The sequence below is a fragment of the Sphingobium sp. R-21 genome, assembly GCF_049913335.1.
Lineage (GTDB): Bacteria > Pseudomonadota > Alphaproteobacteria > Sphingomonadales > Sphingomonadaceae > Sphingobium.
Map to the genome: position 1 here is coordinate 2,146,115 of NZ_CP184374.1, position 17,272 is coordinate 2,163,386.

Annotated in this window: 21 protein-coding genes and 1 pseudogene; 12 read left to right on the forward strand and 10 right to left on the reverse strand. The window is 60.5% G+C overall.

Annotation, left to right across the window (positions count from 1 at the left end):
- Positions 1-2: 2 nt before the first annotated feature.
- Positions 3-941 (reverse strand): transglutaminase family protein, encoded by a 939-nt coding sequence (locus tag ACN9MX_RS10280; protein WP_363737693.1) that lies wholly within the window; start codon positions 939-941, stop codon positions 3-5.
- Between ACN9MX_RS10280 and ACN9MX_RS10285 the strand changes: the two genes are divergently transcribed.
- Positions 935-1,729 (forward strand): N-formylglutamate amidohydrolase, encoded by a 795-nt coding sequence (locus ACN9MX_RS10285; RefSeq protein ID WP_363831735.1) that lies wholly within the window; start codon positions 935-937, stop codon positions 1,727-1,729. The two genes, ACN9MX_RS10280 and ACN9MX_RS10285, sit on opposite strands and share 7 nt — an antisense overlap.
- A 256-nt stretch (positions 1,730-1,985) precedes the next feature.
- Here ACN9MX_RS10285 and ACN9MX_RS10290 read toward each other — a convergent pair whose 3' ends face one another.
- The 3 genes from ACN9MX_RS10290 to ACN9MX_RS10300 all read right to left on the reverse strand — a co-directional run bounded on the left by ACN9MX_RS10290 (position 1,986) and on the right by ACN9MX_RS10300 (position 4,512).
- The gene (locus ACN9MX_RS10290) at positions 1,986-2,114 is read right to left on the reverse strand and encodes a hypothetical protein (RefSeq protein ID WP_363737689.1); all 129 of its coding nucleotides are present in this window, start codon (positions 2,112-2,114) and stop codon (positions 1,986-1,988) included.
- Between the two features lie 25 nt (positions 2,115-2,139).
- Positions 2,140-2,964, reverse strand: coding sequence for a transglutaminase-like domain-containing protein (locus ACN9MX_RS10295; RefSeq protein ID WP_363831733.1), 825 nt, complete (start codon positions 2,962-2,964; stop codon positions 2,140-2,142).
- 648 nt (positions 2,965-3,612) lie between these two features.
- The gene (locus ACN9MX_RS10300) at positions 3,613-4,512 is read right to left on the reverse strand and encodes a TolC family protein (protein WP_363753621.1); all 900 of its coding nucleotides are present in this window, start codon (positions 4,510-4,512) and stop codon (positions 3,613-3,615) included.
- 283 nt (positions 4,513-4,795) lie between these two features.
- On the opposite strand from ACN9MX_RS10300, the gene ACN9MX_RS10305 reads away from it, so the two are divergent.
- Positions 4,796-5,089: a helix-turn-helix domain-containing protein gene (locus tag ACN9MX_RS10305; protein WP_363737684.1), complete on the forward strand. Its 294-nt coding sequence runs from the start codon at positions 4,796-4,798 to the stop codon at positions 5,087-5,089.
- Entirely contained in the window at positions 5,086-6,357 is a 1,272-nt protein-coding gene (locus tag ACN9MX_RS10310; RefSeq protein ID WP_426386889.1) for a type II toxin-antitoxin system HipA family toxin, read from the forward strand. The genes ACN9MX_RS10305 and ACN9MX_RS10310 overlap by 4 nt, the downstream gene beginning before the upstream one ends.
- Before the next feature lie 229 nt (positions 6,358-6,586).
- On the opposite strand, the gene ACN9MX_RS10315 is transcribed toward ACN9MX_RS10310, so the two are convergent.
- Together ACN9MX_RS10315 and ACN9MX_RS10320 are read right to left on the reverse strand one after the other, a co-directional pair.
- Positions 6,587-6,733, reverse strand: coding sequence for a helix-turn-helix domain-containing protein (locus ACN9MX_RS10315; protein ID WP_426386891.1), 147 nt, complete (start codon positions 6,731-6,733; stop codon positions 6,587-6,589).
- Positions 6,734-6,777: 44 nt separating this feature from the next.
- A pseudogene (locus ACN9MX_RS10320) lies at positions 6,778-7,473 on the reverse strand (ArdC family protein); the annotation flags it as partial.
- Positions 7,474-7,997: 524 nt separating this feature from the next.
- Between ACN9MX_RS10320 and ACN9MX_RS10325 the strand changes: the two are divergent.
- Complete coding sequence (locus ACN9MX_RS10325) at positions 7,998-8,267, forward strand: hypothetical protein (protein ID WP_426386893.1); 270 nt, start codon at positions 7,998-8,000, stop codon at positions 8,265-8,267.
- A gap of 271 nt (positions 8,268-8,538) precedes the next feature.
- On the opposite strand, the gene ACN9MX_RS10330 is transcribed toward ACN9MX_RS10325, so the two are convergent.
- Together ACN9MX_RS10330 and ACN9MX_RS10335 are read right to left on the reverse strand one after the other, a co-directional pair.
- Complete coding sequence (locus ACN9MX_RS10330) at positions 8,539-9,651, reverse strand: DNA alkylation repair protein (protein WP_426386895.1); 1,113 nt, start codon at positions 9,649-9,651, stop codon at positions 8,539-8,541.
- A gap of 63 nt (positions 9,652-9,714) precedes the next feature.
- Positions 9,715-10,608, reverse strand: a complete 894-nt coding sequence (locus ACN9MX_RS10335) for a LysR family transcriptional regulator (protein WP_426386896.1) — start codon at positions 10,606-10,608, stop codon at positions 9,715-9,717.
- Positions 10,609-10,724: 116 nt separating this feature from the next.
- Between ACN9MX_RS10335 and ACN9MX_RS10340 the strand changes: the two genes are divergently transcribed.
- Positions 10,725-11,057, forward strand: coding sequence for a nuclear transport factor 2 family protein (locus ACN9MX_RS10340; RefSeq protein WP_426386897.1), 333 nt, complete (start codon positions 10,725-10,727; stop codon positions 11,055-11,057).
- The gene (locus ACN9MX_RS10345) at positions 11,054-11,857 is read left to right on the forward strand and encodes an SDR family oxidoreductase (RefSeq protein WP_426386898.1); all 804 of its coding nucleotides are present in this window, start codon (positions 11,054-11,056) and stop codon (positions 11,855-11,857) included. Before ACN9MX_RS10340 ends, ACN9MX_RS10345 begins: the two co-directional genes overlap by 4 nt.
- A gap of 36 nt (positions 11,858-11,893) precedes the next feature.
- Here the strand turns inward: ACN9MX_RS10345 and ACN9MX_RS10350 are convergent, their stop codons facing one another.
- Complete coding sequence (locus ACN9MX_RS10350; RefSeq protein ID WP_426387505.1) at positions 11,894-12,247, reverse strand: MarR family transcriptional regulator; 354 nt, start codon at positions 12,245-12,247, stop codon at positions 11,894-11,896.
- A 210-nt stretch (positions 12,248-12,457) separates the two neighbouring features.
- Positions 12,458-12,715 carry a GlsB/YeaQ/YmgE family stress response membrane protein gene (locus ACN9MX_RS10355; RefSeq protein WP_426386899.1) on the reverse strand — a complete coding sequence of 86 codons (258 nt, stop codon included), beginning with the start codon at positions 12,713-12,715 and terminating at the stop codon, positions 12,458-12,460.
- 324 nt (positions 12,716-13,039) lie between these two features.
- On the opposite strand from ACN9MX_RS10355, the gene ACN9MX_RS10360 reads away from it, so the two are divergent.
- The 6 genes from ACN9MX_RS10360 (at position 13,040) to ACN9MX_RS10385 (ending at position 17,228) form a co-directional block, all read left to right on the forward strand.
- Positions 13,040-13,624 carry a DUF4142 domain-containing protein gene (locus ACN9MX_RS10360; protein WP_426386900.1) on the forward strand — a complete coding sequence of 195 codons (585 nt, stop codon included), beginning with the start codon at positions 13,040-13,042 and terminating at the stop codon, positions 13,622-13,624.
- A gap of 63 nt (positions 13,625-13,687) precedes the next feature.
- A complete protein-coding gene (locus ACN9MX_RS10365) occupies positions 13,688-14,134 on the forward strand; it encodes a ferritin-like domain-containing protein (RefSeq protein ID WP_426386901.1) in 447 nt (148 codons plus the stop codon).
- Between the two features lie 59 nt (positions 14,135-14,193).
- Positions 14,194-14,583, forward strand: a complete 390-nt coding sequence (locus tag ACN9MX_RS10370) for a PRC-barrel domain-containing protein (protein ID WP_363753712.1) — start codon at positions 14,194-14,196, stop codon at positions 14,581-14,583.
- Positions 14,584-14,774: 191 nt separating this feature from the next.
- Positions 14,775-15,791, forward strand: a complete 1,017-nt coding sequence (locus ACN9MX_RS10375; RefSeq protein ID WP_426386902.1) for a sensor histidine kinase — start codon at positions 14,775-14,777, stop codon at positions 15,789-15,791.
- A 679-nt stretch (positions 15,792-16,470) separates the two neighbouring features.
- Positions 16,471-16,716: a hypothetical protein gene (locus ACN9MX_RS10380; protein ID WP_363737605.1), complete on the forward strand. Its 246-nt coding sequence runs from the start codon at positions 16,471-16,473 to the stop codon at positions 16,714-16,716.
- A gap of 95 nt (positions 16,717-16,811) precedes the next feature.
- Complete coding sequence (locus ACN9MX_RS10385) at positions 16,812-17,228, forward strand: hypothetical protein (protein ID WP_363737603.1); 417 nt, start codon at positions 16,812-16,814, stop codon at positions 17,226-17,228.
- The last annotated feature ends 44 nt before the right edge of the window (positions 17,229-17,272 follow it).

Genomic DNA, 17,272 nt, shown 5'->3' on the forward strand with positions numbered 1-17,272 from the left:
TGTCACTTTCCTGAAGAGCCGACGGGTCGGCTGTTGATGGCGCCATGGGAAGAGCGCGGGAATTTGGCGGGATCGGCGCGAGAGACATCGACGGTGACGTCCATGCCCAGATAGCTGGCGGGCAAGCCGAACCAGGTGCCGGACAATGGCAAGGCCTGATAGGGATCGCGCGCGATGGCGACGCGGATCAGGCCGCGATTGCCGATGATGCCGTTGGTCGGATCGAATTCGACCCAGCCCGAACCGGGCAGGAAGATCCGCACCCAGGCATGGGTGTTGCCGCCGCCCAGGACGTCTTCCTTGCGCGAGGGATTGTAGACATAGCCCGACACGAACCGCGCGGCGAAGCCGAGCGCGCGCACCGCCTCGATCATCAGTACGGCGAAGTCGCGGCAGGTGCCCTGCCGCTTCCTCAAGGTCTCGATCGGCGACTGGGTGCCCTTTTCGTGCCGGGGCACATAGGTGAAATCGCGCTTGATGCCGGTCGCGATGGCCGTCAACAGGGCGACGGTCTCCGTATCGCCATGATTGCTGACGAAACCGCGCGCCCAGTTGTCGACGATCCGTTCGGGGTCGTGATGCTGGCGCTCGATCGACCGGAGCAGATCGGGCATGTCCTCGGACGAATAGGTGAACGGAAACAGCCGCGCATAGGGTTCGACGTCGACCTGCCCTTGCGCCAGAGGCGCATGTTCCAGCGTCGTCTCGCTCGTGACGGTCAGTTTCGACGTCCGCCGCTCGAACAGGGCCATCGCCACCGAATTGCCGAACACATCATGCAGCCAACGCAATTCGCTGGGCTTGGGATCGATATCAAGGCGAGCAGACAGCAAATGCTGGTCAAACGCCTCGCGTGGGCGCATCATGATGCGATGTTCACCCAGCGATACCGGCGCCTTGTAGCGATAGTCAGTGACATGGCGGATCGTCAGCAATGGCATGGAATGGGATCCTGACGGTCGGGCGCGCAGTGGACGGACTGTTGGGCCCGGATGATCCGGCGCCGTTCACTCTGTTTAACGCAGGGGGCGCCGCGCCGTTCCTGCTGATCGGCGATCATGCCGGTTCGGCCATTCCCAACGCGCTCGGCGACCTGGGACTGGGGCCTGCCGATCGGACTCGCCACATTGCGCTGGATATCGGCGTGCTTGGCATGGGACGGAAACTGGCGCTGTTGCTCGATGCGCCTTTTCTGCATCAGACCTATTCGCGCCTCGTCATCGATTGCAACCGCGATCCAGATCGGCCGGACGCGATGCCGGCGGTGTCCGATGGCATCACTATCGCGGACAACGAAGGACTGGACGCGGTCGCGCGGCAGGCGCGGATCGAGGAGATTCATCGGCCCTATCACGCCGCGCTCGAAGCCATCATCGACGCGCGCCTCGCGGCCGGTCGCCAAACGATCCTGCTGTCACTGCACAGCTTTACGCCGATCATGAACGGTATGACCCGGCCCTGGGATATCGGTATCCTGTATTGGCATGGTCGCATCGACATGGCGGTGGCTATGCTGCATGCCCTGGCGCAACGGGGCGATATCACAGTCGGCGACAATGCGCCCTACGCAATGGACGACACCGACTATACCATACCCCGCCACGCCATTTCGCGCGCATTGCGCTATGCCGAGATCGAAGTCCGGCAGGACATGATCTCGACCCAAGCCGGCCAGTCTAGCTGGGCGCAACGACTGGCCGATACTATTCTGGCAGCGGCGAGCGCCTAGCGCCAACGATGTTGATGGCTATCTCGCGATCACGGGCGTTTAACCATAGTCGCTCGATGGACTGGAGCCCCCCCTCGCTGGCCATGGCAATCTGGATCGGTCGGCCCGAAAGATCGTCCAGGTGATCGTTTGAGAAAAGCGATAGCGGCCGATACGCCCAGCCTTTCCAGGGCGAGCTTTGTCACGCGGCTCTGGCGGCTGGCCTCCCCATCGGAAAGCTTCACCGCGCCACGCTGTGTAAACGTGTGTCGCATCATCAATTCTTCAATGTCACGATACCGACGACACCGGGCTTGGTCGATGGATTGGACGCATTAGTCTTGCCCGGTTTTTCGGCCTTGGGCTTGCGTACTTCGCGGTTCGATCTCTTCTGGCTCTTGGCCATTCGCAGTCTCCTGGCTGATTGAATATCAGGGCACAATATGCCCGAGGCGATCCTCGTCGGTGTAGATGTCGAAGCGCGTAAGCCTTGCAGTGCCGAAGGTCGTGGTCAGCGCCACGTCAGCCGCATCCCGCCCGCGGGCCATCAGGATGCGGCCACGCCGGGGACGGTTGTGGCGCGCATCGAACGTGTACCATGTGCCGTCGAGATAGACCTCGAACCAAGCCGAGAAGTCCATGTCGCCAACAAGGGCCGGCAAATCCATGTCGCCCATGTAGCCGGTACAGTATCGCGCGGGGATGTTCATGCAACGGCAGAGAGCCATGGCGAGGTGCGCATAGTCCCTGCAGACGCCGACGCGTTCTTCGTTTGTATCCCATGCCGTGCGTGTCGATCGCGCGGCCATATAGTCGAAGCGGATATGCTCATGCACATAATCGCAAATTGCTTGAACCCGTGACCAGCCGGGTGCCGTGCGGCCAAAAAGCGCCCAAGCCTGATCGGACAGCCGGTCCGTCTCGCAATAGCGGCTACCCAGCAGAAAGTGCAAAACATCGTCGGGAATTTGCTCCAACGGTACCTGCATGGCGCTCGATGCGATGACATCGGGCAGAAAGCTGTCCTCGATCACAAAGCCGCAGGATATGGCGATGCCACCCCGCGGCATCGTCAGCCGTGTGCAGATATTGCCGAACCCATCGACATAGTCATAGGCGGCCACATCGGGCTGGGTGAATATCCGCTGGGCGCTGCGAAGATCCCGGTTCCGGCTGGGGTGGATGCTGAGCATGGCCAGCATCGGCACGGCCTCTTCGGCCGCAAAGGCGATATCATATCCAGCCCGAATTAGCATTCATGATCCTTAGTCTGCCGGATCAAAAGCACCGGGTCGCGGCTGAAATATTGACGCCATGATCAGCGACAATTGCTCAAGAGGGCAATTGCGTCATATCTGGACGAGCCATCAGGTCGAAGAAGATATGAGATTAAATGGACCTTGCCTTCATGCATTTCAAGCCACCGCGTGGAATAAAACGGAATTAATTGGCCACCGATGCGACAAGCATAAGCCAAATGCCTCCACCTTGATCTGATCGATTGAAATGGCCTGGTACTCACAGCCCAATGAAGCCGCGACATCAGATGGACTTAAGACCACTCTGGAGCTTGTCAGCATCGACCGCCCGTTGCAGATCCTTGGGATCTATCGTGATGGTTTGAACCCAACTGGACTTGTAACGGTTTTGTGCCGGTCACTTGAGAGTTTAAGGCTCGTTCACATGACGGCATGCAATCGAGCCATCTATCCAAAACACCGCACGGGTGCGTTCTGGGAGTTAGGCGGACCGCGTTGGATAATGCGAGGCGAACCGTACGCCGCAGGCAGAGGCACGAGCAATTGCTTGGCTCTCCCCAGCTTTTTGGCGATCCAGCATGGGACATGCTCATTGAACTGAAGGCAGGTGCTGATGTGCGCCTGCTGTTGCCATCGCGCGCCCGATTATGCCTCAATATCCCGCCAACCACCTCCGAGGGATTTGAAAAGGTCGACACGCAACGATGACAGGCGCTGGAGCGAGGCCGCTTCCGCGGCCCGCGCGTCCAGCAGTGCCGTCTGCGCGACCAACACATCGAGAAGACCGACAGACCCCGCGCGATAACGCGCAGTGGCAAAATCGAAGGCGCGCTGGGAACGGGTCCGCGCTTCTCCTAGTATGGAGAGTCTTTCCTGTTCGCGCGCGGCATTGCTGAGCGCCTGCTCCACCTGCTTGAGCGCCGTGATGACGGCCCCGTCGAAGGCAGCCAATGAGGCGTCGCCCTGCGCCTCCGCCTGACGGATGCGGGCACGCGCGACGCTGACATTGGGGAAGCTCCAGCTGAGTAGTGGCCCGACCGAGAAGCTGAGACTATCATTGCCACGCACGCTATCGTTGCGGAAGAAATTCCCCGATCCGCCCAAGCTGATCTTGGGATAAAGCGCGGCCGTAGCCACACCGATCCGCGCGGTGTCTGCCGCCAGCTGCCGCTCAGCCTGCCGCAGGTCTGGGCGACGGCGCAACAGTGATGCGCCGTCGCCCACCGGTAATGCCACTGCGGCGGGTGGTTTCGTGCATTGCTGTGCAGCAAGGGGAATGTCGGCAGGCGTACTGCCCAGCAGCGCGGCGAGTTCGAACAGGGCAGCCTGATGCTGCGCCTCCAGCGACGGAATGGCTGCGCGGGCGGTCGCAGCAGCAGCAGCCCGCTCGACATCGAAGCGTCCGACGGATCCCGCCTTCTCCTGCGCTGTCACCAGACGCAGACTTTCATTGCTGGCGCGATAGCTGTCCTGCGCGACATTGAGCGCATGGGCGTAGGAACAGGCGTCGAGATAGGCGCGGGTCGTTTCCGCCGCCACCGTCACGCTTTGCGCAAGCAGGGCGAACTGAAGCGCACGCGGTATTTCTTGAACCTCGGTGAATGATAGCAGGAAGGTGACGGACGGTCTCGACCTATGGCCCCGCCGAAACCCACAACGGTCTGCACCTCTCTCCGCTCCCGAAACGACCATGCCATCGGCGATGACTCGTTTACGTATCTCATTGGTCGATATGATATGAAAAGGGATCACTGAATTTGACGTGCTGGCCGAAGAAAGATATGTAGACGCTTCATGTGATTTCATTTTGAATCGTATGGGGATCATAGTGAGTGCTCAATCCGAAACCCTGCGCGAACTAGGCGAACTCCTACGGCAGGCGAGGCTGGCCGCCGGATTGACGCAAGAGCAGGTGGCCGATCTGGCTGGCATATCCCGTCCACGCTATCGCGATATCGAAACGGGCATTGCTGCTGCGCGTGCCACGACGCTCATGAATGTCGCTCGTGCGCTTGGGCTGGAGATGATGCTGGTGCCGCAAGCGATGGTCCCGGCCGTCCGGGCGTTGTTACGTCCGCATGACGACGACGACCTGCCCGCCTTTGTCTCACACCCCGATTGAAGACGAATATCATGGCTCAAACGTCTCACGCACCTCAGGCGATCCAGTCCCTAGATGTGTTCCTGAATGCGCTGAAGGTCGGTGTGATCGTCAGGACACCCGGTGACTTCAATGCGTTCAGCTTTGAAGAGGCCTATCGGACAACTGGCGGTGTACCGATCCTCAGCCTGTCCTTCCGCGCGGCCACCGGGGGCTTGCGCAAGGATCCAAAGCCGGTGAGCGGGGCATTGCCGCCCTTCTTTGCGAACCTGCTGCCAGAGGACAAGCTGCGCGAGGCGATGGAAAAGCATCATGCAGGCACCGTCCGTCCGGGCAATGATTTCGACCTGTTGGCGGCGCTCGGCGCGGATCTGCCGGGAGCCGTCCGGGTCCTGCCCAGTGACGGCATGAAAGTAACGCCGCAGGACAGTGCAAAGGAAAAGCCTAAGGCGCGTTTTTCGCTCGCCGGCGTGCAGATGAAGCTGTCGGTGATGAAGAACACCGGCAAGGGGGGAGGACTGACGCTTCCGCTCGATGACGGCCAGGGGCAATATATCGCGAAGTTCCCCTCCACGGCATTTCCTGGTGTGTCCGAGAACGAGTTTGCCAATCTCGCCTTGGCGGCCGCGATCGGCATGGATGTGCCCGAGCGCGAACTGGTCGAGAAATCCGATTTTGAGGGAATACCGGAAGATTTCGACACGCTGTCGGAAGGCAAGGTTCTTCTCATCAGGCGTTTCGACCGTGGCCCACGGGGTGAGCGAATCCACATCGAGGACTTCGCCCAGGTGTTTGGCGTCTATCCCTCCCGCAAATATGAGGGGGCGGCCTATCACGATGTGGCCGCCGCCGTGAATGCGGCGGTATCCCCTGTCGCCGCGCTCGAATTTGTGCGCCGGCTCGCGCTGGCGGTGCTGACCGGCAATGGCGACATGCACCTGAAGAACTGGTCGCTGATCTATCGTGATGACAGCAGTACGCCTGCTCTCGCGCCGATCTACGACATGTTATCGACCATCCCCTACATTCCCACAGACAGCATGGCACTGTCGCTTGGCGGCGAACGGTCGTTCAAGGCGCTTTCAGCACCTCGCTGGAAATCCTTCGCAAACCGCGCGAGGCTGCCCGAGCCGGCGGTTCTCCAAGCCGTGGTAGAGACGGTCGCCCGCGTCAACGAGTGTTGGTGGCATCTGCCGGAGCGCGCCGTCGTCCCTGCGAAGGTGCTCGAGCGTATCGACGCGCATGTGAAAGTCATGACGCCGATCCTGAACTCCTGCGCGGAAAAATAAGCACGGAAGAAACTCGGACGATATTGTTGTCATCGCAGGCGGCGGCGAGTTCGTTCCACTGCAGCCCTCTATGTCTTGCGTTCTTCCCAAACGATCTTGGCGAGAGGATGACTATCCATATTCCCGATCGGGAATATGACGCTCCTATCGATCTTTCGCCGCCGCATTCATTCCCGATCGGGAACATTTTTTTGCGTCGCCGCGCGTACGCCCTCGACAATTTGTTGCTTCAGCCTTCAACCAGCCGCCTCAAGCAGCGATAGGGGATGAATGTCGATCTGCCGATCTTGACGGTCTCGATCTCGCCGGACTTGATCAACTCGTAAAGCGTCGATCGGGGGATGCCTGTGAGCTTCACCGCCGTGGAGACCCGCACGCTGATCGGCTCGGTCGGCAATGTCTCCATAGCGGCAAGGGCTTGCCGCCGACGCGGAAATCGATGCCGCTCGCCGCGATCACTTCCTCGGCGACCGGCACGATCTGACGTTCGGGCAAGGGCGCGGGTTCGGGGCACAGCCCGGCACGCAGTCCCTCGCACTGCGCCACGTTGAACACGGTGAAGCGCTTCAGGAAGGGAATAGCGCGCGCCTCGCCGCCCTCGTCGCGGGCGCGGGCCTTCTCGGCTTCGGGCCATTCGCCCCGAGCAGACGGCGCGGCGCTCCCCCGGAGCCCCGCTCCATCCGTCTGCTTCGGAACAAATCGGTCGGCATAGACGACGGTGGTGCCACGCTCGCCCTTGCGGACGCAGCCGCCTGCCTCCAGCGCCTGTTTGAAGGTCAGCCAGGCCTGCGAGGGATAGCCATGTTCGATCACCGCGCCCCACAGGATCAGGACGTTGACACCCGAATAGCGCCGTGCGGTCAGCGCATTGCGCGGCAGGCCGGGACCGATCGCGCCGCCGTCCGCATCGGGCTGGCCCCACGGCTGAACCCATGGGAAACGGCCTGCCTCAAGCTCGCCGATGATCCGCGCCGTCACCTCGTCATAGAGATTCGCTCGGGATGCCTCGGCCCCTACACTTTCCGTCCGGGTCTTGGCCGGCACCGCTTGCCCGCCCTTGTTCGCGTGGGGTTTGCGACCTTTGCCGGTCGCGCTGGGACAAGTGGAAGAACGCATCGTTCACCTCCTCAAGCCGCCCGAAAACCACCATGGCCTCCCCGGAAAAGCGGGGGTGGGCGGCAAGATGCGACCGGAAAGGCCCGCCGCGAGCGGCGCCTGCACCCAAGCCGGGGTCCCCGTCGCGCCAGCGACGGGGTGGCGCAGGGCTGGAACGATAGTGGAGGAACCGGTCCCGAGCGCAGTCGAGGGCCGGCTTGCCGGCGACGCGGGCGGGCCTAGCAGGGAGCGCCGACCACCCGCGCTTGACCGGGAGAGGCCACCAACAGCGCCGCCGCGCACCCGCGCGGCGACCGCGTCAAGGACGGGCACAGCCCGTCCGCCAGCGCCAGCCGATCGTTACCGTCAGGACGAGACCCGGTGAAATCCGGGGCTCGGTGGCGAAGAGGACGGAAAGCCTTTGACGTCGCCGAGCCATAGAGCGCGGTCGCGCCGTCAGGCGCGAGGCGCCTTCGAGGACCGCTCTCTCTTTCCACCGACAGAGTGTGATTTACACGACCACCTCGGCACCATAGATTATGTCCATGGCCGATCGTGATCCCAATCTTGTCGTTTCCGGACTTTCCGGCACCGTCACACAGGACGGTGTCACCGTGGAGGTCAATATTGTCCGGCTCGAGGACGAACCCGACTGGTCTCTCGAAGTGGTCAACTCCAGTGGCACTTCGACGGTGTGGGATGATCAGTTCGCTACGGACGCGGCCGCTCTGGATGCATTCCGACAGGCGGTTTCCGAGGAAGGCATGGCCTCCTTTCTTGACAGCGCCACGGTTATTCCATTCCCGAGCCGCTAGCGCGACCGGCAATTTCCGACCAGCATACGTCGTTCGGTAGTCATCGGGTGAACGGCCGCCCATGACAGAACCTGCCGTTCATCCCAACCTGAAGACCCGCTCCGCTTAACGGAGCTGGAAACCAAGCTTCTCCGCGAGCGCCAATGTCTTCGAGGGCTGCGTGGCCGGATCCTAAGCGAGGCCGCTTGCGAGCAAATGTTTAAATCCCTTGAGCAGCCTCGCGCTGAAAAAGGGGGAGCGACAAATCTGGCCGATGGCTGCTGTGGTTGCCTCAGGCGGCGGGATCGCTCGCGATGTCGAACGCAGTGCTTGCCATGGTCAGTCCATTGATGATGAGTTCGACCTCGTGGCGGCCGGGATGATGGCGCCGCGTACTGAAATCCCGGATAGCTTGGCGTAGTCCAAGCTTCACGGATTGCCCGGCGGAAAGGTCAAATGTCCTCAGCTTGAAAACTTTGGCCGCAGTCTTGCCGCCGGCACGCGCATAGTGGACGCGATAATCGACGACCAGGCGTTGATTATCGGGGGAAGTCGACAGGAGTTCGGCATCGACAGCGATTGTTTCGCCCAGACGCACAACCTGAGGCTCAATCGAAAAGCGGCGTACCGTGACTGAGGCGCCGTGCTCAACGCCAATGAGAGCCAGCGCGCGCGGTTCGCCCTTCTTGATCAACGTGCGCAACGCATGACGGATGATCCAGACCGTTTGAGGGTTGTCGGTCGGCCACCCGGCAAGACGATCCAGCAGCCAGTCCGGGCGATCCTTTGCGATATCGTTGAGATGGTTGCCGACCGACTTGCGAACATAAGCGCTGGGATCAGCCTTGAGCGCTTCGAGGATTGAGGCTGCGAGCGTCGGGTCGTCCCGAAGAGCCGGGATGCGCGATGCCCATGGCAACCTTGGCCTGCTGCCTTCGCTGGCAAGCCTACGGACATGCTCGTCAGCATGGCTGGCCCACCCTTCCATGACGGCAAGGGTCCGCCGGCTATCCTGAGCGAGAAATGGGCGAATGGCGAATTCGGCGGATCCGAAGCGGGTAAGATCGGTAAGCGCATCCAGCGATCTGTCGAAATCGCCAAGCCCGTATCGCGCCACGAACTCGGTGACAGCGACCACCTGGAAACCATGGGTGAGTTGTGGCGCCATGGCACGGATGATCTCAAGCGCATCCTCATATCGGGCCGGTAGTGCGACATGGAGGGCGTCAGCGATATGGCGCACGCGCTCCATGATCGACAGCGCATCGAGTCCTTCCGACGCGGCGCTGAGAAAGCTGGCGCGATCGAAGCGCGCCGATACTGAACCGCCAGCGTCGGCGATGATGGTCAGCGCCTGCGGACCGAGTATGTCCTTGAGCAAGGCAGGTGTAGTCTCGTCCGTCATCGCGAAGCCGTTTCCAATCTCATTGTCGCCAAATGACCTTTGAACAATGCGCCCGGCTTGCCGTCATCCGGCGATTTGACGGGCCATTCCGATCAAAGCCTTGAATGCAGCCGATGGATTGCGCCGGCTGGGATAGTAGAGACACAAAGGCACCAACGGCGGGGTCCAGTTTTCCAGAACGCGAACGAGACGCCCTGCCTCGATGTCTTCGCGGATGTCGGACTCCATGAAGTAGCCTATGCCGACATTGTCCAGCACCGCGATACGCGAGAGACTGGCCTCATCGAGCGTGATCGGGCCGTGCACGTCTATCTGGACAGACTGCCCGTCCTTCTCGAATTGCCAGCGGTGAAGCGCGCCATTTGGAAGCCGGATGCGAAGGCAGGCATGGCGGTGCAGGTCGGGAGGGACGCGAGGCTTTTCATTCGCTTTGAAATAAGCAGGGGTCGCAACGACGGCAAAGCTGCGGGGTGGGCCGACGGGGATGGCGATCATGTCGCTGGGAACAAGGTCGGCGCTCCTCAGGCCAAGATCGAAACCCTCGGCCACGATGTCCACGATCCGCCCCTCGGTGACGAGATCGACATGCACCTGGGGATAGCGACGCAGGAATTGCAAAAGGAGCGGCTCGAGGATTTCACGGGCTGCCGTTGGGAAGGCGTTGATACGGAGCGTTCCAGAGGGCGTCTCCTGTTGCGAACGCGCGATGTCCATCGCATCATGAATATTCCTAACTGCAGGGCCAACCTGATCGACAAACTTGCGTCCAGCGTCAGTCAGGGCAACGCTTCGGGTCGTGCGATTGAACAGGCGGACGCCGAGCTGCCGTTCCAGCTTTGCGATGGCATTACTCAGCGCGGTAGTCGACAGACCAAGCTCCAGCGCGGCCGCCCGGAACGATCCGCGCCGTGCGATGGCCAATACCGCATCAAACTCGACCAAACCGTCCTGGTGCATTGTCCTACTTTTCGCAACATCGCATGACGATCTATCCCGATTATCATCGCAAAGGTCCAGCCCTAAGTTGGCGTCACCAGGAGAAGCAAAGCGCTTTTCCGGAACAATGGAGACGAATGATGACCTTCAAGTTGCCCGAAATTATCGCCGACTATTTCGACGCCGACAGGAAACGAAGCGCTGAAGCTGTTGCCGACTGCTTCACCAATGCCGCCGTCGTCATGGACGAGGGACATACCTACACTGGACGCGACGCCATCCGGCAATGGAAGGCAGACTCCTCCACCAAGTACACCTACAGCGTGGAGCCCTTCTCGATCTCGACGGAAGGCGAGCGAACGACCGTGTTCAGCCATCTCGCTGGTGATTTCCCCGGAAGTCCCGTGGACCTGCGCTATCTGTTCGTCCTTGAAGGGCAAAAGATCGCTGGGCTGGAGATCACGCTGTGAGCGTGCCCGTTCCAGGCGGTAGCCATCCGTTCCTCGATCTGGGCGGAAAGCGCGCGCTGATTACCTCCGGCACGCGCGGTGCGGGCGCCGCAACCGTCAATCTCTTTCGGGAACTCGGAGCGCAGGTTCTGACGACCGCCCGAACCCTGCCCGATGACTTTCCGGAATCGCTGTTCGTCGCGGCCGATCTGACAAGCGCGGACGGTTGCTTAGCATTGGCGGCTGCCGTGAAGGAACGGATGGGTGGCGTGGATATCATCGTCCACATGCTCGGCGGCTCCTCGGCTCCGGCTGGGGGCTACGAGGCCCTCAGCGACGCGATCTGGGCAAGCGAACTCGACCTCAACCTCATGCCGGCCGTGCGGCTTGACCGGGAACTCGTTCCGGCCATGGTGACGCGTCGTAGCGGCGTCGTCATCCATGTGACGTCCATCCAGCGCGAACTGCCCCTGCCGGAGGCGACGACCGCCTACGCCGCAGCGAAGGCTGCTCTGTCGACCTACAGCAAGAGCCTGTCCAAGCAGGTCTCACCGCAAGGCGTTCGCGTCGTGCGCGTATCGCCCGGCTGGATCGAGACGGAGGCATCCATCGACCTGGCGATGCGGCTCGCGGCCGAGCACGGCGGAGATATCGAGGCGGGCAAGAAGATGATTATGGACTCGCTCGGCGGGATACCGATTGGGCGTCCGGCGAAGCCGCAAGAGGTGGCGGACCTGATCGCCTTCCTCGCATCCGACCGTGCGGCCAGCATCACCGGCACGGAATATGTGATCGACGGCGGTACGGTGCCGACGGTCTGAGCAACCCGGACGATCACCGGCCACGAGCAGGAAAACTCAGTCCGCTTCGGCCGGCGTCTCGGACACCGCCCAGCCGCCAATATGCCGATAGACGGCGTTACGCAGTTCGTTGATCTCACCGTTCAGTTTTGCGAGGGCAGCAGGTGTCTGTCCCGATGCCTCAAGCAATGTGTCGCCCAGGCATCCCGCGCGAAAACGAAGTGCATCTCCCTCCTTCGTAAGTGCGATGACGACCTGTCGTTCATTGACCGGGTTTCGCGTTCGGCGGACCGGGCCCGCGGCTTCCAGCCGCTTGAGAAGGGGTGTGAGCGTGCTCGATTCGAGGGCGAGTTGCTGAGCCACGCTTCCAACGGTTTGGGCATCCGGTCGGGATGCCGCCGCACTCCCCATTCCGCTACCGACCAGGAACCGCCGGTCCAAGCTAGCCGCGCGAGTGGCCGGTTTCTCCGCAACCGGACATTCGCCTTACATTCATGTGAGCTTGCGAGCAGGCCACGGCTAATCAAGCACAGCTGTTGCAACTCTCAATCGTACAGAACATGTGGCGTGATACTAACGGTGCGGGAGCCAATGGCCGGGGGTGCTGTATGCGGCAGAATGTCAGCGTATTGAGCTTCGACGAACGAGATTTACGATCGCAAGCAAGATGATCGCACCAGCCAGCGATACCAGGAATGTCATGACCGTAAGCGGCGCGTTGTTGATATCCCCTTGGGAAAAGATCAGGCCGCCGATGAAGGAGCCGATAATGCCGACCACGATATTGAGGATGATGCCCTGCTGACCATCTGTCCGCATGATGATGCTGGCAAGCCATCCGATAACGCCGCCAACGACGAGCCACATGATAATTCCCATAACCGTTCTCCTGCAATCCAGAAGACGATTTGGCCGCATTGACGCATCGTGCCCGGAATATCTGCTAACCCCTCAGTTGGCAGAAGCGTTCCAAAGACTTTGGATACACCAGACGAGATGAAATAGTTTGGGCGCTTATTCATGATATTAGCGCGAAAAATAAAAATAAAATCTGCCGACCGTAACATTGTCACGTGCGGATCGTTGTCTGAATGCTCCAAGCGATGCCTTTCCATCCTGGATGGTGCGTTTCCAGCCCAACAACAGACGCCGATTTTCCACAGGCAAAAGCCTGTGGATGCCGCGTCTGTAAGGAATAACACCATGAAACATAACGTTTTCGCCGTCCTCGTCGGGACGGCAGCACTCGGCGCCGCGACTATTGCGGCAGCCCAGTCCACGACGCCGGCTACCACGGGCAGCTATTCGAGCATGAATGTGGGCGCCGCTCCGATCCATGGTCTGGACGGCCCAGCTTTCTCCGCCGCCGCCTCCGATGCCAATGGGTTCCAGATTGCGGCAAGCCGCCTCAGCCTGACGCGTTCGCAACGCAGCGATGTCAAGGACTATGCCCGGCGCATCATTTCGGAATCACAGACCTCCCAGCAGACGCTGATGGCGTCGCTGAGCAACGACCAGCGCAAGATCGCCCGGCCCAGCACTCGCCTGTCGGCCGAGCGCGCCTCGATGCTCAAGATGCTTCGCAGTACGCCGCGCGGGTCATTTGACAATCTTTATCTTACCCAATCCGCCCAGGTGCAGCAGGGCAACTGGGCGACCTACAAGGGTTATGCCGAAGATGGCGCCGACCAGTCGCTGAAGCAGGTAGCCGGCAACGGCGTGCCGATCATCGAACAACAGCTTCAGCAGGGCAGCGCGCTCCTGCCTTCGTCGCTCTCTGCGAACTGAGTGGTCTGGCCGGCCAAGGAAAAAGCCTGGCCGGCCAGCCGCCTTCAAATCAAGGATCATGACATGAACGACAAGCATGATATCTCCGTCCTCAATGGACTGATCACCACGACCCTTGACAGCATGAAGGGGTTTGAGGACGCTGCCGAAGATGCGAAGAGCACCCGTTTTGCGGCCCTGTTCGCCGATTTCGCGCGTGATCGCGGACAGGTCGTCTCCTCGATGCAGGCCGAAGTGCGCGCGCTCGGCGGCAAGCCCCAGGACAGCGCAAGCTTCCTCGGCGCCGCCCATCGTAGCTTCATGGACCTGAAACAGGCGTTCACCGGCAAGAACGACAAGGCGATCATCGAGGAGGTCGAGCGCGGCGAGGACCACATCAAGGCGAAGTTCGAGATCGCGCTGAAGGATGCCGATCTGGCGCCGGCAACGAGGTCCATCATTCGCGATGCTTTCACCTCGGTTAAGGCCGGCCATGATCAGGCGAGCGCTCTCAAGCACAGCCTGGTCTGAGAAGGCGCGCGGTGGGTAATTGCCTGCCGCCCCGGAGATTTATTGAACGGAGAATGGCCATGGCCACCAATACAGAAATACCCGTTGCCCGTCCTTTCGCAAGCCGCATCCTGATTTCCGCCGACGATGCGCGCGGCAAGACAGTGCATGGCCGCGATGGTGACAAGCTCGGTACCGTCGACCAACTCATTCTCGACGAGCGGACCGGACAGGTGGCCTATGTCATCCTGTCCACGGGCGGTTTCCTCGGACTGGGACAGAGCTATCATCCCATACCCTGGTCGGCGTTCCGCTATGACGAGACGCAGGGTGGATATGCAGCCGCCATCGACAAACGGCTGCTGGAGGGTGCCCCCAGCTTCCGGCCGGATTCAGCGCCTGTCTTCGACGATGCCTATGGCCGGCGCGTGACAGACTATTTTCGGCTTCCGCCTGCCGCCACCGGCTGATCAACAGCCCATAAAGGGGCGGCAAAAATAGGTAATTGACCGGTGTCGAATAGACGCAGGGTGGTCGTGCAAACCGTGCTAAGGTGCGTCTGCGAATCCCTGCGCTCACGTTGAGAGCCTTCACTTCGCGATTACCCGGACCCGGCTTTCACCCCGCGAGCTTTCCGGTTTCCCCGGAAAGGGGCATCATCGTGAACCGAGTTATCCATCCTGACGTCGTGCGCAATCTGGCGCTGGCGATCCTCGCCTCATCCACCGCGCCTGCGCTGCTGCTCGACGGAGATCTCACCGTGATAGCCGGCAGCACATCCTTCTACGCCGCCTTCGCTCTTGTGCCGAAAAACGTGGCCGGACGGCCTGTATTCAAACTCGGCGCCGGTGAGTGGGACGTACCGCAGCTTCGCTCGCTGCTCAGCGCAACGCTCTGCGGTCATGCAAGGATCGAGGCTTATGAAATGGACCTCAAGGGCGGTGCCGCTCCACGGCGGCTGATGCTCAATGCCCAGAAGCTCGACTATGGCGACACCGAACAGGTTCGCCTGCTCCTGACCATCTCCGACGTGACCGAAGCGCGCATCAGCGAAAAACTCAAGGATGACCTGCTGCGCGAGAAGGCGATCCTGCTCAAGGAACTCCAGCATCGCGTTGCCAACAGCCTCCAGATCATCGCCAGCGTGCTCATGCAGAGCGCGCGGCGGGTGCAATCCGAGGAGGCACGAGGCCATCTCCACGACGCCCACAACCGGGTAATGTCGATCGCGACCCTTCAACAGCAGCTTGCGGCATCGAGGCTCGGCGATGTCGAACTGCGTGGCTATTTCACCCAACTCTGCGAAAGCCTCGGTGCTTCGATGATCCACGATCATGACCAACTGTCGATCGCGGTTACGGCCGACGGCAGCAGTGTGAACGCGGATATCTCGGTCAGTCTGGGGCTGATTGTCACCGAGCTGGTGATTAACGCGCTCAAGCATGCTTTCCCGGGCGAACGCAGCGGCAAGATCCTGGTCGATTACCACTCCCATGAAGCAAACTGGACATTGTCAGTCAGCGACAACGGCGTGGGCACACCGGAGTCGCTGGCGGACGCCAGGCCGGGTCTTGGCACCAGCATTGTCGAAGCGCTGGCCAATCAACTGGAAGCCACCGTCGAAACCGAGGGCGGATACCCTGGAACTACAGTCTCAGTCACGCACAGCGAGGTTTGAACTTCCTGGTCCGTGATCACGGCGGGATAGTCTCCAAGGATCGGGGCGGGAGCTGTCGCCCGAAAGACGCGCCGTTCAAGACTGTCACGCCCAGGAGGTTGGGTACATTGGACACGGTTATGAGCTCGGACTGTTCGACGAGTTTGTCATCAAGCACGATCTTAGATGATCTCAGCGCGGTATCCAGTCGTGGCAGGCGCTTTATTCCAGTATCGACCACTCCGTTCCAGCCAAACTGCAGCCTTACCTGCGACATCTCTTCGCGGCTACGTCACACCCTCTCCGAGAAGCTGAACCTGGAAGCGCTGTTAGCGCCTGGTTCCAAACCCTGCCGATCGGCTTGCCTGGGGCCGCCACAAATTCGGGATGCTATTCATTCACGAAAACGGCTTTAGGATCGCTGTGTGAGACGTGGTATACTGGCGCATCCCGGCTTCGACTCCGTCCATGGCCGCCGTGACTGAGAGACTATCGCGCTCCCGCCCGACGAGGAGAGTGACATGTCCGCCTCACCACGCACACCGTTCGAATTGCCATACTCCAAGCGTTTCGACAATGCTTCGGTTCAGCGCCGGTCTCTTCCGTGATGATACCTTAGCCCGCGCGGTGATCATGAACGCATCACTTATTCTGATTGCCGCGACCATCCTCGTATTGATCTACAATTAAGGCTGGAAAAGTGGAAGTCGTTCAAGAAACCAACAAATGTCCAACCGCAAATAGCCTGGATTTCGCCGCGACGATCATCAATGCCCAGTCTCGCCTCGAAAGGCTGCCCAACAGAACTCAAACGCGTCTGCAGATTCTTGAAGGCCTTCTCACCAGCGCGCGTGACCAGGTGGCCCGCGGCGAACTTCTGACTCATGCTGAAATACGCCGGCTCAATAAGGCTTTCGATGACTTGACGCACCGTAACAACCTCTGACGCGGGATCCACCTGGATCACCTCTTTCGCAAACGAAACTTGGATCCAGGCCGCCCGGTTTCAAAATCGCAACTATCCTCAAATGGAGGTAGAACATGTCTGATACGCAAGGAAAGCGAAGGCGCTTCAGCGCGTTTCGGTCGGCAGCAGAAGAAGTAGGAATGGCTGACAAACGAAACGCGGCAGCAGAAGGCCGTGTGAAATACGTGCTTCAGCAGAAAGCCGCATCACCAAGCGATTCCCAAAAGCGTGAACAGAGGAATGTCTCAGCAATGAATATTGAAAACACGGATTTGGAACGCCGGGTTCTGGCCCATGAACGCATATTACGGGCCTTAATCCGTCATATCGCAGAAGAGCAGCCCGACATTCTGATGCGCCTCAAACAAACGTTCAGTCTAGGTCACGTCTTGGGAGAGGATGAACAGGATTATGTGTCCACGCAGCAATATGGTGATCAATTCATCAGGGCGATTGAACTGGCGATAGCGCGACAGGCCGATACAGTATAAAGCCGCGAGAGCCCGCACTAAAGTTCACGCTTTACCGAACATAC

Excerpts from the sequence above, each read along its gene's own strand:
- ACN9MX_RS10360 (WP_426386900.1), top strand. The coding sequence starts at position 13,040 with ATGAAACATAACGTTTTCGCCGTCCTCGTCGGGACGGCAGCACTCGGC.
- ACN9MX_RS10385 (WP_363737603.1), top strand. The coding sequence starts at position 16,812 with ATGTCTGATACGCAAGGAAAGCGAAGGCGCTTCAGCGCGTTTCGGTCG.
- ACN9MX_RS10290 (WP_363737689.1), bottom strand. The coding sequence starts at position 2,114 with ATGGCCAAGAGCCAGAAGAGATCGAACCGCGAAGTACGCAAGCCCAAG.
- ACN9MX_RS10285 (WP_363831735.1), top strand. The coding sequence starts at position 935 with ATGGCATGGAATGGGATCCTGACGGTCGGGCGCGCAGTGGACGGACTG.
- ACN9MX_RS10365 (WP_426386901.1), top strand. The coding sequence starts at position 13,688 with ATGAACGACAAGCATGATATCTCCGTCCTCAATGGACTGATCACCACG.
- ACN9MX_RS10330 (WP_426386895.1), bottom strand. The coding sequence starts at position 9,651 with ATGACGGACGAGACTACACCTGCCTTGCTCAAGGACATACTCGGTCCG.
- ACN9MX_RS10340 (WP_426386897.1), top strand. The coding sequence starts at position 10,725 with ATGATGACCTTCAAGTTGCCCGAAATTATCGCCGACTATTTCGACGCC.
- ACN9MX_RS10325 (WP_426386893.1), top strand. The coding sequence starts at position 7,998 with ATGGCCGATCGTGATCCCAATCTTGTCGTTTCCGGACTTTCCGGCACC.
- ACN9MX_RS10335 (WP_426386896.1), bottom strand. The coding sequence starts at position 10,608 with ATGCACCAGGACGGTTTGGTCGAGTTTGATGCGGTATTGGCCATCGCA.
- ACN9MX_RS10350 (WP_426387505.1), bottom strand. The coding sequence starts at position 12,247 with ATGGGGAGTGCGGCGGCATCCCGACCGGATGCCCAAACCGTTGGAAGC.
- ACN9MX_RS10295 (WP_363831733.1), bottom strand. The coding sequence starts at position 2,964 with ATGCTAATTCGGGCTGGATATGATATCGCCTTTGCGGCCGAAGAGGCC.
- ACN9MX_RS10355 (WP_426386899.1), bottom strand. The coding sequence starts at position 12,715 with ATGGGAATTATCATGTGGCTCGTCGTTGGCGGCGTTATCGGATGGCTT.
- ACN9MX_RS10370 (WP_363753712.1), top strand. The coding sequence starts at position 14,194 with ATGGCCACCAATACAGAAATACCCGTTGCCCGTCCTTTCGCAAGCCGC.
- ACN9MX_RS10280 (WP_363737693.1), bottom strand. The coding sequence starts at position 941 with ATGCCATTGCTGACGATCCGCCATGTCACTGACTATCGCTACAAGGCG.